Origin of the sequence: Longimicrobium sp. (assembly GCA_036389135.1) — a bacterium.
In the GTDB taxonomy this organism is placed as follows: Bacteria; Gemmatimonadota; Gemmatimonadetes; order Longimicrobiales; family Longimicrobiaceae; genus Longimicrobium.
In genome coordinates this window covers 25,077-38,082 of sequence record DASVQP010000063.1, presented here as the reverse complement: position 1 = coordinate 38,082, position 13,006 = coordinate 25,077, and the positions used below count along the sequence as shown (strand labels likewise).

The window sequence follows — 13,006 nt, the reverse complement described above, 5'->3', positions numbered from 1 at the left end:
GGGCGCGGCGATGCGAGCAGTCCCCATAGGCGCATCACTTCACCCCCGCGTGGTAGGGCCCGCCGCGCGGCTCCAGCGACTGCACGTAGGCGACGATGCGCCACACCTGGTCTTCGGGGATGTGCCCCGCGAAGGCGGGCATCCCGTCCGGGCGGCCGTGGAGGATGGATTCGGCGATGTCCACGCCGCGCCCGCCGTAGCGCCACTGGTCGTCCCACAGCGTGGGGCCGATGCCGCCGCCGCCCTCGCCGTGGCACCCCTTGCAGTTCATCCAGTTGTAGAGCCGCCGCCCCTCCTGGATCGCCTTCACGTCGCCCTCGTACGGATTGTCCACCGGCAGCCCGCGCGCTCGGAACGCCTCCGGCCCCGGCTTCCCCGGCCCCGGCCGCACCCGATGCGCCGTGTCGCGGATCTCGTGCGACTGCGTGACGTGCCACGCCTTGGGCGCCTTCTCGTGCCGCTTGCACGCGGCCAGCGCGAGCGCGCACAGGAGCACGCATGTCAGCCGGGCCCACCCGGTGCCCGTCCTCATGGCAGCGCGAAGACGTAGAGGTGGCCGCCGCGCCCGGTGTACTCCGGCAGGTCGTGCATGGCGCCCGCGAATCCCTTGTCCGCCGTCTCGTCGCGCGGGTCCAGGGGGACGGAGACGACGGAGCCCGGCCATCCGCCCGGCCCGGAGAGGACCGCCACGTACTGCTTGCCGTCCGGACCGCGGTAGGAGATGGGCGGGGCGATGATCCCCGTGGCCGTCTGGAAGCGCCAGAGCACCTGGCCGGTGCGGGCGTCCACCGCCTTGAGCCAGCGGTCCATCGTGCCGTAGAACACCAGGTCGCCGGCCGTCGCCAGGGGGCCGCTCCAGAGCACGAACTTCTCGATGATCGTCCACGCGCGCCTGCGGTTGACCGGGTCCCAGCCGATCATCTCGCCGCGGTGGCCCCCGGGGCCGGGGTACATCTTGACGCTCACCCCCATGTACGGGGTGCCCGCGATGTAGTTGGCCTCCATCCCCTCCACGTCCATGCACAGGTTGTTGGCGGGGATGTAGACGAGCCCCGTGCGCGGCGAGAAGGCGGTCGGCTCCCAGTCCTTGGCGCCGGGGACGGCCGGGCAGATGCCGTGCGCCGTCTTGCCGTAGCCGGGCTTCATCGTCAGGTCCTCCACCGGCATCCCGGAGCGCGTGTCCACCCCCTTCACTACCGTGCTGTGCATGTAGGGCGTAGCGGAGAGCACCTCGCCCGTGGCGCGGTCGATCACGTACACGAAGCCGTTGCGCTCGGCGCGCACCATCACGCGGCGCATCCGCCCCTCCACCGGCATGTCCAGGAGGAGGCTCTCGTTGACGCCGTCCCAGTCGAAGACGTTGTGCGGGTCCCACTGGTACGCCCACACCGCCTCGCCCGTGTCCGGCCGCCGCGCGAAGAGGGTGGCCGTCCACTTGTTGTCGCCGGGGCGCTGCTCGGGGTTCCAGGGGGCGGCGTTGGCGGTGCCGTAGTAAAGGAGGTCCAGCTCGGGATCGTAGTTGAGCCACCCCCACATGGTGCCGCCGCCGATCTTCCAGTGCTCCGCCGGCCAGGTGGTGACGCCCAGGTCGCGCCCCCGGTCCTTGGCGTAGAAGGGACGGAAGCGGGGGCCGATCAGCACGTCGCGGTCAGGCCCCGTGGCCCACGCCGTCCACACCACGCGTCCTGTCGCCACGTCCAGCGCCCGCACCCAGCCGCGCACCCCGAACTCCGCGCCGGCGTTGCCAAAGATCACCTTGTCGCGCACCACCAGCGGCGCCATGGTCATCGTCTCGCCGGCGTGGATGCTCCCCAGCCGCGTGCGCCAGATCTCGCGCCCCGTCGCCGCGTCCACCGCCACCGCGTAGTTGTCCAGCGTGGCGTAGAAGAGCCGGCCCGCCGCGTACGCCGCGCCGCGGTTCACGTGGTCGCAACACGCAACGCCCTGCGCCGCGCGCGCGGGCTTGGGATCGTACACCCACTTCACCGCCGGGCCGGGGCGCGTCAGGTCGAAGGCGTACAGCAGGTTGGGAAAGGAGGTGACCACGTACATGGTGTTGTCCACCACGAGCGGCGTGGCCTCCTGCCCGCGTGCCAGCTTCAGGTCGAAGTGCCAGGCCAGCTTCAGCCCCCTGACGGTGCCGGTGTTGATCTGGTCCAGCCCGCTGTACCGCGTCCCCGCGTAGTCCTTGAGCGACATCACCCATTGCCCGTCCTCCGGCCGGAAGGCGGCCGCGGCGGGACGCGCACGCGTCGTCTCGTGCGTGCGTTCAGTGGGCGTGGCGAAGGGCACCGCGGTGCTCTTGAGCATCTCGCGCGGGAACTTGGGATCTTCCTGGGGCTCGCGGGACTTGCACCCGCCCAGAAGCAGGCATGCGACAGCGGTGGCGCGGAAGGCGCGCGAGGGGAGGATCATGCGCCCGGAATCTCCCAGATCTCCACACGCCCTTGCAGCACGAGGGGGATAGCGACGCGCTGCCTCCGCGTGTCCACCCCCAGGTCGGCCGGCTGCCATATCCCGCGGATCACGCGCTGCTCCGTCTTTCCGCTGAAGACGTGCAGGCTGGAATCGCTCCACGAGGTCACCAGGAGCCGGCCGTCGCTGAGCGCCTCCACTCCGTCGAACCGCCCCGTTCCGATTGCGATCGTGGTGCGGGTGCCCTGGCCCAGCGTGTACACCTCGCTGCGGAAGGGGTGGAACGCCACCACGACCCAGCGCCGCCCCGCGGAGTCCCAGGTGATCCCGTTCGGCAGCTTCAGCTCCTTGCCGCTGGCCAGCAGCGAGACCGCCCGGCCCGGCCCGATCGCAAAGATCTTGTCCGTGCCGTGGTAGAGGACCCCCTTGGGCGTCATCGAGATCCCCGTGTCCGTCACGCGCATCGTGCCGTCCGGCCCCACCGCGATGTCGTTGAGCAGCATCGCGCGGTGCGGGCGCAGGTCGAGCGTGGCGAGCGGCGCGCCGGTGCGGCGATGGAAGCCGCGCAGCACGTCGATGTCCGCCACCCACAGCGTGTCGCCCTGGATCGCCATCCCTTTCGGCGCGTCCAGCACCACCCCGCCGGTGCCGCCCTGCGCGAATATCGTCACCGGCCCCAGCGTCGCCGCGGGGATGCGCGCGATGTAGCCCTTGCCATCCTTGACCGACCCGGGGCCTACCATGTTGGAGACGAAGTAGACGTCCTGCTCCGCGTCGTAGCGCACCGACTCCGGAAAGCCGAGCCCCTGCACCACGTGGAGCTTGCGGGCCAGCGGCGCGTCGCGCGCCTCGGCCGAGCCGCACGCGCAGAGGCAGAGCGCGAGGAGTGCGCCCAGGGGGAAGGGGAGCCGGTGCGCCATGGGGTACACGGTCCGGAAGGGTGCGGGTGTGCCAGCTTGCGGCGGCGGGCCCAGCGCTGAAAAAGGCACGCCAGACACATGCCAGCGGTGGCTACAGCCAAGGCCCAAAGAGGGCGTTTGGAGCACTCCCGGCGGTCCCGGAACCGCTATTTTGAACTTTTTGAAGGCTCGAAGCCAGAAAATCCTTGCGTTCGGCTCCGTCTTTGCATTGGTTAGAACCCGCACCCGGCGCTCCGCCCGTGTGCGGGCGGGGCCGAGAGGCTCTACGTAGCCCAGAGAAGCACCCAGGTACCAGACACCGGAGGATCCGCGATGGCTGAGAAGAGTGCAGGGCAGCGGCAGGGTGGGGACCGGCAGGGCGGCTCCAATTCGGGCTCCAATGGCGGACAGCGCGAGGGCGGAAGCCAGCGCCAGGGCGGCAACGAGGAAGGCGGGGTGGCGGGAATGGTGAAGGCGCATCCCATCGCCGCGGGCGCAGCGGCGCTGGCGGGCGCGGCGGCCATCGCCGGGCTGGTGAACGCGATGGGCGGTGAGGAGGAGGGCGGCAAGAAGGGCGGCGGCAAGAAGTCGTCCGGCGGCGCCAAGAAGTCCTCCGGCACCAAGTCGTCCTCCGGCACCAAGTCGGCCTCGAAGTCCAGCTCCAGCCGCTCCACCGGGGACACGGGTGCCAAGAAGTCCACCGGCGCCAAGAAGTCCTCGGGCACCAAGTCGGCCAGCCGCAGCGGCGGCGGGTCGGGCGGGTCGTCGGACTCGGGTAGCGGCGGCGGGGGCTCTGCCGCCAAGAAGAGCAGCGGCGGCACCAAGAGCGCAGGCGCCAAGAAGAGCACCCGCCGCAGCGGTGGCGGTGGCGGTGGCGGCGGTGGTGGTGGGGCCGCCCGCGGCGGCCTTGCGCAGCCGGTGCAGCCGGACGCGCAGCTCGCGGCCGTGGTCGGCAAGGAGGCGGCGCCGCGCTCGGAGATCACCAAGCGCCTGTGGGACTACGTGAAGAAGAACAACCTCCAGGACTCCACCAATCGCCGGATGATCAACGCCGACGACCGCCTGAGGCCCATCTTCGGCAGCGACCAGGTCTCGATGTTCGAGATGACGCGCCTGGTCAACCAGCACTTCGAGAAGGCCTGAACGGACCGGGGGCCTTCGCGGGCCCCCTCCCCGCTCGTTCCTCGCCGCCCCTCCCCCAATAACTACCTGGGGAGGGGCGGTTTGCGTGGGGCCCTCTCCCCGCTCGTCCTCGCTGCCCCTCTCCCAAACTGCTGGGAGAGGGGCGTACGCGTGCATCTGCTCGTTGCGCCCAGATCCGGTAGGGGCGCGATTTATCGCGCCCGTGTCCCGCGCCGCACCGTCCCCCGCCGGAAACACCTACCATCGAGCCACCCGAGACCGCTTCAGCGGTCTTTCCGTCGTTCCAGCCGGGGGCTTCAGCCCCCGGCGATGCCGGGCTGGGCGCCTACCGCTGCCCCGCCACCGGAAACCCGCGCTTCCGCATCAGCGCGTCGGTCGAGGGGTCGCGGCCGCGGAAGGCGCGGTACGCCTCGGCGGGGTCCACGGTGTTGCCGATGGAGAGCAGGGTCCGGAGCCGCTCAGCCACGGCGCGGTCGTAGAAGCCACCCGCGCCGGTGAACGCCTCGGCCGCGTCGGCGGTGAGGACGTCGGACCACAGGTAGCTGTAGTAGCCGGCGGAGTAGCTGTCGCCGGCGAAGATGTGGCCGAAGTGCGGCGTGCGGTGGCGCATCACCAGCTCGGCGGGCATGCCCAGCTCCGCCAGCGTCTGGCGCTCAAAGGCGTCCGGATCGATCTGCCGCGCGCCGGCCAGGTGCAGCTTCATGTCGACGAGGGCGCTGGACAGGTACTCGGTGGTGCCGAAGCCCTGGTTGAAGGTGGACGCGCGCTTGATGCGGTCCACCAGCTCCTGCGGGATCGGCCGCCCCGTCTGGTGGTGCAGGGCGAAGCGCTGCAGCACCTGCGGCGTGGAAAGCCAGTGCTCCAGCAGCTGCGAGGGGAACTCCACGTAGTCGCGCGCCACCGCCGTCCCGGAGAGCGACGGGTAGTTGACGTTGGAGAGCAGCCCGTGCAGCGCGTGTCCGAACTCGTGGAAGAGGGTGGTGGCGTCGTCCCAGGAGATCAGGACGGGCTGGTTCCCCTGGCCCTTTACGAAGTTCGAGTTGTTGGAGACGAGCGTCGTCACCTCGCCGTCGAAGCGCGACTGGTTGCGGTACGCGTTCATCCACGCCCCCGACCGCTTGCCGGGGCGGGCGTACGGGTCGAAGTACCAGAGGCCGATCTGCCGCCCGCTGGCCCGGTCCGTCACGCGGTACACGGTGACGTCGGGGTGGTAGACGGGGACGCCGGTCACCGGGGAGAACTGCATCCCGAACAGCTCGCCCGCCACCCAGAACATCCCCTCGCGCAGCCTGTCGAGCTGCAGGTACTGCTTCACCTCGTTCTGGTCCAGGTCGTAGCGCGCCTTGCGCACCTTTTCCTGGTAGAAGCGATAGTCCCACGGCTCGATCTTGATGCGGGCGCCCTCACGGTCCGCCAGCGCCTGCATGTCGGCCACCTCCTGGCGCACGCGGGCCACGGCAGGCGTCCACACGGAGGTCATCAGCTGCATGGCCCGCTCGGGGGTCTTCGCCATGGTGTTCTCCAACCGCCAGTGGGCGTGCGTGGGGAACCCAAGGAGCTTCGCCCGCTCCGCGCGGAGCTGCAGGATCTGGCTGATGATGGCGTTGTTGTCGCGCTCGCCGCCGCTGTCGCCGCGGTTGATGAACATCCGCCACGCCTTCTCCCGCAGCTCGCGCCGCTCGGAGTAGGTGAGGAAGGGGTCCACCGACGAGCGGGTGTTGGTGATGACCCACGCGCCGGGCATGTTGCGCGAGGCCGCCGCCGCCGCAGCGGAGGCCCGCAGCTCCTGCGGAAGGCCGGCCAGCTCGGCCTCGCTGCGCAGCACCAGCGTCTGGTCGGTCTCGTCCGCCAGCACGTGCTGGCCGAAGCGGGTGAAGAGCCCGGCGAGCTGCTGGTTGATCTCGGACAGGCGCGCCTTGCTCGCCGCGTCCAGCCGGGCGCCGGCGCGCACGAAGTTGTTGTGGTAGTACCACGCCAGCCGCTTCTGCTCCGGCGTGAGCCCCGCCGTCTCGCGCGCGTCGTACACCGCCTGGATGCGGCGGAAGAGCGCCTCGTTCTGCGTGATGCGGTCGTTGAAGGCGGCCAGCCGCGGCGCCATCTCGCTCTCCACCCTCTGGAACTCGGGGGTGTTGAGGTTCCCGCTCCAGATCCCGAAGACGGTCATCACGCGCTCCATCGACGAGCCCGCGCGCTCCAGCGCCGCCAGCGTGTTCTCGAAGGTGGGCGCGGCGGGGTCGTTCGCGATGCGCTCCACCTCGCCCAGGTTCTCGGCCATCGCGGCTTCGAGGGCGGGCTTGATGTCCTCCACCCGCACCCGGTCGAAGGGCGGGATGCCGCCGTAGGGCCCGGTCCAGGGGGCGAGGAGCGGGTTGTTGGAGGCCGCGGCGGGCGCCTGCTGCGCGGGCGCGTCGGCGCGGGAGGACGCCGGGTCCATGGTCTGTACGCTGGCGCACCCGGCGGCCGCGGTCGCAAGCACGACCGCCCCGGTGCGGGCGAGTGTCAGGTGGCGCATGTGTGCGTGGGTTGGAGTTCGTCGTGCGCGGCTGTCCACCGCGCGCACCCCGTACCAGCGGAAGCGGGCGGGGTTCCAACTGCGGGCCCCTCACCCTCCCCGGCCCCCCCTCTCCCAAACCGCTGGGAGAGGGGGGAGATCGCGTCCATTCGCGCGGTGCCCCCGCATCGAGAAACGCATCGATCTTGTAGGGGCGCGATTCATCGCGCCCACCCTCTCCCCCACCGCGGCGCCCGCCCGACGTACCGAACCCGGTAGGGGCCGACCCACGTGGCTGCCCGTGCCTGCCCCCGCGCTGAACCACGCCCCGCACAGAGATCCATGCGAACGCCCCCTCGCCCAGCAGTTCGGGAGAGGGGGCAGCGAGGAAGGAGCGAGGGAGAGGGCCAGCGCTACCTGCCCTCACTCCACGGTGCCGCTGCCCCCCTCCGGCGCCGGGTCCGAATCCGCGAAGGCGCGGCGCTCGGCGGCGGCGGTAAACAGGGCGTACGCCTGCGAGAGCGACTGCTGGATGCGCTCGCCGCCGGCCTCGGGCGGGAGCGGGCCGAGCTGGCGAAGGACCGCGTCCGCGATCCCGGTCGCGCGCGGGGTAAAGTGGAGCGCCGCCAGCTCCGGCCCCGCCCTCCAGTAGTCGGCCGGGGGAGGCGGCGGCGCTTCCGGCGCATCCTCGGCCGCCGCGGGGAGCGCACCACGCAGCTCGCGGAGGCGCTCCAGCAGGCGATCGCGCGTCCGCCCGCGCCAGGCGAGCACCAGGAAGGGGTCGTCGTCGAAGGCTTCGGCCAGGATGTAGAAGGTGGCCGCGATGTGCTTGCACGGGTTGGCGGCGTCCGGACACGAGCACTCGGTCCTGAGCTCGTCCGGCGAGCTGGGGAAGAGCGAAAGCCCCGCCGCCGTGAACGCATCCTCCACGTCGCGCGGCATCTCCCCGGCCAGCAGCGATGCCAGGAAGAGCGCCTGCCCCGCCAGCGCCTCCTCTGCGCGCGCCCACTGCTCGTCGCCGAAGGGCACGAGGCCGATCTTTACCCGGTAAGGCCTGGGATCGGAACCCTGCACCTTTGCGGTCACCTCGCCCGGGCTCACGCGCAGATCCATCACCTGGCCGCTGCGCGCGTAGCTTCGCCCCCGCCCGAGCCGCGACGTATCCGCCACCTGGTGGAGCGCCGCGATGAACCGCCGCGACCACCAGCTTTCGCCGATCTCGCCGTGCGTGCTGCGCGCCGCGATCCCATCTTTCGCGGGCCGCCGTGGCCCCGCGTCGAAGTACCATGCATCGCTCATCGCGTACCTTCCCCAAAATCCATCTCACACAGAGACACAGTGCCACAGAGACAACTGCAAAAAGGGTGTTCTCTGTGGCTTTCAGTTCCCTCCGTGCCCTCTGTGCGAGGCTGTGTTCGTTTTTTCATTCCGACACCGCATCCGCCGCCAGCGCAACGACCTGCCGGAGCTGGGCGGTCGAAAGCTCCGTCAGCCACGCCTCGCCGGCGCCCAGCACGCTCTCCGCGAGCTGCTTCTTCTCCTCGATCATCGCGTCGATGCGCTCCTCCAGCGTCCCGGCGCACACCAGCTTCCGCACCTGAACGTCGCGCCGTTGCCCGATGCGAAAGGCGCGGTCGGTGGCCTGATCCTCCACGGCCGGGTTCCACCAGCGGTCGAAGTGGATCACGTGATTGGCCGCCGTCAGGTTGAGCCCCGTGCCCCCCGCCTTGAGCGAAAGGAGGAGAATCGACGGCCCGTCGCCCTCCTGGAAGCGCGCCACCAGCGTGTCGCGCGCCGTCTTGGAGGTGGCGCCGTGCAGGAAGGGGACCTCGCTCCCGAAGCGCGCCTCCAGGTGTCCCCGCAGCAGGTGCCCCATCTCCGCGAACTGCGTGAAGACGAGCGCGCGGTCCCCCAGCTCCAGCACCTCCTCCAGGATCTCCTCCAGCCGCGCCACCTTTCCTGACCTCCCCTCCAGCGCGGACCCGTCGCGGAGGAGGTGCGCGGGATGGTTGCACACCTGTTTGAGCCGCGTGAGCGTCGCCAGCACCAGGCCGCGCCGTTCGATCCCCTCGCTCGCTTCGATGCGGGCCAGCATCTCGTCCACCGTCGCTTGGTAGAGCGACGCCTGTTCGCGCGTCAGGTTGCAGAAGACGCGCATCTCGTGCTTCTCCGGCAGGTCGCGGATGATGCGGCGGTCCGTCTTAAGGCGGCGCAGGATGAAGGGGCGCGTCAGCCGCTGAAGCTCGGCGGCGCGCTCGGCGTCGTGGAAGCGCTCGATGGGGGTGGCGAAGCGGCGTCGGAAGCCGGCCAGGGGGCCCAGGAGCCCCGGGTTGAGGAAGTCCAGGATTGACCACAGCTCCGCCAGACGGTTCTCCACCGGCGTGCCCGTGAGCGCGATGCGGCGCGGCGTGCGAAAGGCGCGCACCGCCTGCGACTGGCGCGCCGCCGCGTTCTTGACGTTCTGCGCCTCGTCCAGCACCACCCGACCCCACTCCACCGACGCCAGCTCGTCGCGGTCGCGCGCGGCGAGGGCGTACGTGGTGAGCACGAGGTCGCTCCCGCGCACCGCCTCCTGCAGGGCCGCCCCGCTCAGCCGCTCGGCTCCGTGGTGCACGTGCACCTTGAGCCCCGGCGCAAACCGCGCCGACTCCCTCTGCCAGTTCCCCACCAGCGACATCGGGCAGACGAGGAGAGTCGCTGGAAGGTGCTTCTTTCCCCGTCCTTCCCGCTCTTTGACGAGGAGCGCGAGCGTTTGTGGAGTTTTCCCCAAACCCATGTCGTCCGCCAGGCATGCGCCGACACCGATGCGATCGAGGAACGCGAGCCACCCCACGCCGCGGCGCTGATAGGGGCGCAGCTTGCCGTTGAAGCCGGCGGGCGTGGGGACGGGTTTGGCCTGCGCGTCGCCCGCGCCGGCCAGCAGCTCGCCGAGCCAGCCTTCCGCCTCCACGCCGGAGAGGGGGAGCCCCTCGGCGACCTCCTCTGCGCCGGCGGCGAGGCGCAGGAGCTGGGCGGCGGTCATCTCGCCGGTGGCGTGGCGGTCGAAGATGCGGAGAGCCGCCTCCACCTCGGACGGCTTCAGCTCCACCCACTCGCCGCGGAAGCGCACCAGCGGCACCTTGCGACCTGCCAGCGCCCTGAACTCCTCGGCCGAGATCGAGGCGCCGCCCAGCGAGACCTCCCAATCGTACGCGACGATCGCATCCAGCCCAAAACGACCGGGTCCGTTCTCCCGCGGGACGGCGGGGCGGGCGCGCAGCTTGACCCCCAGCCGCGCCGCGGGGCGGTTCCACCACGGCGGCACGCGCACGGCGAACCCCGCCTGCGACAGCAGCGGCGCACCCTCGCGCAGGAAGCGGAACGCCTCCTCCGCCGTCAGCTCCGCGCGAGTGGGGTGCGGGGTGCGCAGCGCCGGCTCCAGCGGCGGAAAGAGGCGCATCGCCCGGCCCAGGTCCGCGATCAGCCGCTCCTGCGGGTCCGCCACCGAGCGCAGCACGCGGATTGGCCCCGGCGAGCGCCAAACCTCCTCCGCGGTGACCATCAACGACGGATCGTCCACCGACTGGAGGAGGAAATCGAGTTGCCAGGGATCGTCCGGCGTGGCGCCGTCGTCGGCCGCCCCCGCCGGCGGGGCCAGGAAGAAGCAGGTGCGCACGCCGCCGCGCCCGGGCGGCACGATGCTCCTCGACCACGCCGCCAGCGCGTTCGCCAGCGGCTCCACCGTATGCGCGTCGGCGCTGAACGCACCGAAACGGTCGGTGAGCGCAATCAGCCACCACTCGGCGGCGGAGCGGCGCACCTTGCGCGGCGGCACCACCCGGCTCCCCACGAGCGCCTGCCGGACGCAACGGTCTACCAGCGTCGCGAGCAGCCCCGCGACGCCGTCGTCCTCGCGCGCGGGCTCCGCGGCCCAGCACGCGCCGGGCAGAGCGCGGGCAAGCACCGCGAAGCGCTCCTCGTCGGCCGGATCGGTGAGCACCGGGCGCCATCCCACCGTCCACCCGCGCCCGGACGGACGCTCCAGCACGGGAAGGACGCGCCCCCTCGCCACCAGCTCCAGGGCCAGCTTCGCCACCTCCGCCATCCCGCGAAGCGTGTCGCCGATCACCACCCCCTGCGGCGCCCCGGCGGGGAGCGCGAGGAGGAAGTCCATCGCCCGGGAGGTCGTCCCGGAAAGGTACACGGCGGGCATCGTCCACAACGCGCTCCCCACAAGCCCTTCCCCGGCCTCGATTGAATCGAAGCGGTGGGCCTGGGGCGACGGCTGCGGGCTGCGCGGGTACGACGGGATGCGCAGGGTGAGGTCCTGGCGCGCCACGTCCTTCCAGTCGATGAGCCCCACGCGCTCGAGCGCGTCGTGGAGCTCGCGCCACTCCGCGGCGAACGGGTGCGGCCACGGCCTGGAGGGCGGGTGGTTGGCGGCGCGCCGCCGCACCCCCACCCTACGGTGCTCCGACTCGCCCCACACGCGCAGGGTGGGATGGCTCCAGCAGGCGTGCAGGACGATCAAGACAGCTCGGTCGGCGTTCGTGCTTTGTGGAGGGCTGCGCGGGTTCCGCGGCCGGGAGCGGGGAGGCTCGCAAAGAAGCGGCCAGGGGGAAGGGAAGTGCGTGAGTGCGTGAGTGCGTGAGTGCGCTCGGGCTGCTTCGGCTCCTCCCCCCCTTTCTGTCATCCTGAGCGAGCCGCCCCCACGAATCGCCGCGCCGCACGCGGGGCTCGTGCGGCGAACGAAGGATCTAGCCGGCGCAGCAAGAGGCCGGCGCAACAAGCCACCCCCTCAGCACGCGCAGTAGATCCTTCGCGCCGCGCCAAAGGATGGAGCATGGGATAGGACAGAGAAGCGCATCGCTCAGGATGACAAATGGATGCCCGCGGCTTGCGAGCCGGCTTCAGCCGCCTTCCCGTGGTTCCAGCCGGGGGCTTCAGCCCCCGGCGATGTTGGCGGGGCCCATCCCCTGCGCCGCACACGAATGCATGCGAACGCCCCTCCCCCAGGTAGTTATTGGGGGAGGGGCCGCGAGGTGACGAGCGGGGGAGGGGGCCCTGGAGGGGGCCCTCGGCCTCCTACGCCTGCTGCGCCGCGATCCGCTCCCGCAGCCGATCCTCCTGCTCGCGGAGCTCCGGCGTGAACTCCGCCCCGAAGTCCTCGGCCTCAAAGACCGGGCGGATCTCCAGCTCCTCACCCTGGAACGGGGCGCGCTTCAGCCACTCGACCGCCTCGTCCATGTCCTTCACCTGCCAGACCCAGAAGCCGGCCACCAGCTCCTTGGTCTCGGTGAACGGCCCGTCGATCACCGTCCGCTCCTTGCCGTTGAAGCGCACGCGCTTCGCCCGGGACGTAGGGTGGAGCCCCTCCCCCGAAACCATCACGCCCGCGTTCACCAGCTCCTCGTTGTACTTCCCCATCTCGGCCAGCATCTCTTCGCTCGGCATCACGCCGGCCTCGGAATCGGCATTGGCCTTCACCAGAACCATGACTCGCATCGGTCGTATCCTTGTAGTCGGTTGGGGATCTGTACCGCGTTTTACCTGTACGTCGAACGAGCCGCGGCGGAATCGACACGCCGCGCGCGATCAATCTTCGTCCAGCCCCTTCGGGAATCGGTCGGCCACCAGGTTCAGCCGGATGCCGTGCTCCAGGAGCGCCTTGAGGCCCGCCAGCACCAGCGAAAACCCCTCTGCCGCGTCCGCCGCCTGCGTCGCCAGCTCGGCACCGCTGCCGCTGATGCCCGTGTTCGTGATGCTGACAAAGGTCGAGACCTCGTCCATCGCAGTGAAGATCCATTCGACGGTGCCGGGTCCGTCCTCCCCCGGCCACTCAACGACGATGCGCCGGTGCGCCTCCACCACCTTCACGTCGACCGGGATGGAGACGCCGTACATCTCCCATTCCCACTGCACCTGCTGGCCGGCCACCAGCCTGCCGCTGCCGCGCGTGAACCAGAATCGCGACGTGATTTCCGGGTCGACGAACGCTTCGAACACCTCCGCGGCCGGGCAACGGATGAGCATCCCGGTCTGCACCGCCAGCGGCTCGGTAAGTTGAGGATCGGACATG

The 13,006-nt window shown here is 71.0% G+C and carries 9 protein-coding genes; 1 reads left to right on the top strand and 8 read right to left on the bottom strand.

The window, feature by feature from the left end; all coding sequences use genetic code 11:
- Positions 1–34 precede the first annotated feature (34 nt).
- The 3 genes from VF584_15280 to VF584_15270 are packed head-to-tail and all read right to left on the bottom strand — an operon-like array spanning position 35 to position 3,335.
- Positions 35–532 carry a c-type cytochrome gene (locus VF584_15280; GenBank protein HEX8211533.1) on the bottom strand — a complete coding sequence of 166 codons (498 nt, stop codon included), beginning with the start codon at positions 530–532 and terminating at the stop codon, positions 35–37.
- The gene (locus VF584_15275) at positions 529–2,415 is read right to left on the bottom strand and encodes a PQQ-dependent dehydrogenase, methanol/ethanol family (protein HEX8211532.1); all 1,887 of its coding nucleotides are present in this window, start codon (positions 2,413–2,415) and stop codon (positions 529–531) included. The genes VF584_15280 and VF584_15275 overlap by 4 nt, the downstream gene beginning before the upstream one ends.
- Positions 2,412–3,335 (bottom strand): SMP-30/gluconolactonase/LRE family protein, encoded by a 924-nt coding sequence (locus tag VF584_15270; protein HEX8211531.1) that lies wholly within the window; start codon positions 3,333–3,335, stop codon positions 2,412–2,414. Before VF584_15270 ends, VF584_15275 begins: the two co-directional genes overlap by 4 nt.
- Positions 3,336–3,647: 312 nt before the next feature.
- Between VF584_15270 and VF584_15265 the strand changes: the two genes are divergently transcribed.
- Positions 3,648–4,457 carry an SWIB/MDM2 domain-containing protein gene (locus VF584_15265; GenBank protein HEX8211530.1) on the top strand — a complete coding sequence of 270 codons (810 nt, stop codon included), beginning with the start codon at positions 3,648–3,650 and terminating at the stop codon, positions 4,455–4,457.
- 325 nt (positions 4,458–4,782) lie between these two features.
- On the opposite strand, the gene VF584_15260 is transcribed toward VF584_15265, so the two are convergent.
- From VF584_15260 to VF584_15240, 5 genes are all read right to left on the bottom strand, one after another.
- On the bottom strand, positions 4,783–6,969 hold the full coding sequence (locus tag VF584_15260) for a M3 family metallopeptidase (protein ID HEX8211529.1): 2,187 nt from the start codon (positions 6,967–6,969) through the stop codon (positions 4,783–4,785).
- Between the two features lie 402 nt (positions 6,970–7,371).
- Positions 7,372–8,247, bottom strand: a complete 876-nt coding sequence (locus tag VF584_15255) for an SWIM zinc finger family protein (protein ID HEX8211528.1) — start codon at positions 8,245–8,247, stop codon at positions 7,372–7,374.
- A 124-nt stretch (positions 8,248–8,371) separates the two neighbouring features.
- Positions 8,372–11,458: a DEAD/DEAH box helicase gene (locus tag VF584_15250; protein ID HEX8211527.1), complete on the bottom strand. Its 3,087-nt coding sequence runs from the start codon at positions 11,456–11,458 to the stop codon at positions 8,372–8,374.
- A 554-nt stretch (positions 11,459–12,012) separates the two neighbouring features.
- Positions 12,013–12,432 (bottom strand): YciI family protein, encoded by a 420-nt coding sequence (locus VF584_15245; GenBank protein ID HEX8211526.1) that lies wholly within the window; start codon positions 12,430–12,432, stop codon positions 12,013–12,015.
- A 90-nt stretch (positions 12,433–12,522) separates the two neighbouring features.
- The gene (locus VF584_15240) at positions 12,523–13,005 is read right to left on the bottom strand and encodes an SRPBCC family protein (GenBank protein ID HEX8211525.1); all 483 of its coding nucleotides are present in this window, start codon (positions 13,003–13,005) and stop codon (positions 12,523–12,525) included.
- Position 13,006: the final 1 nt, after the last annotated feature.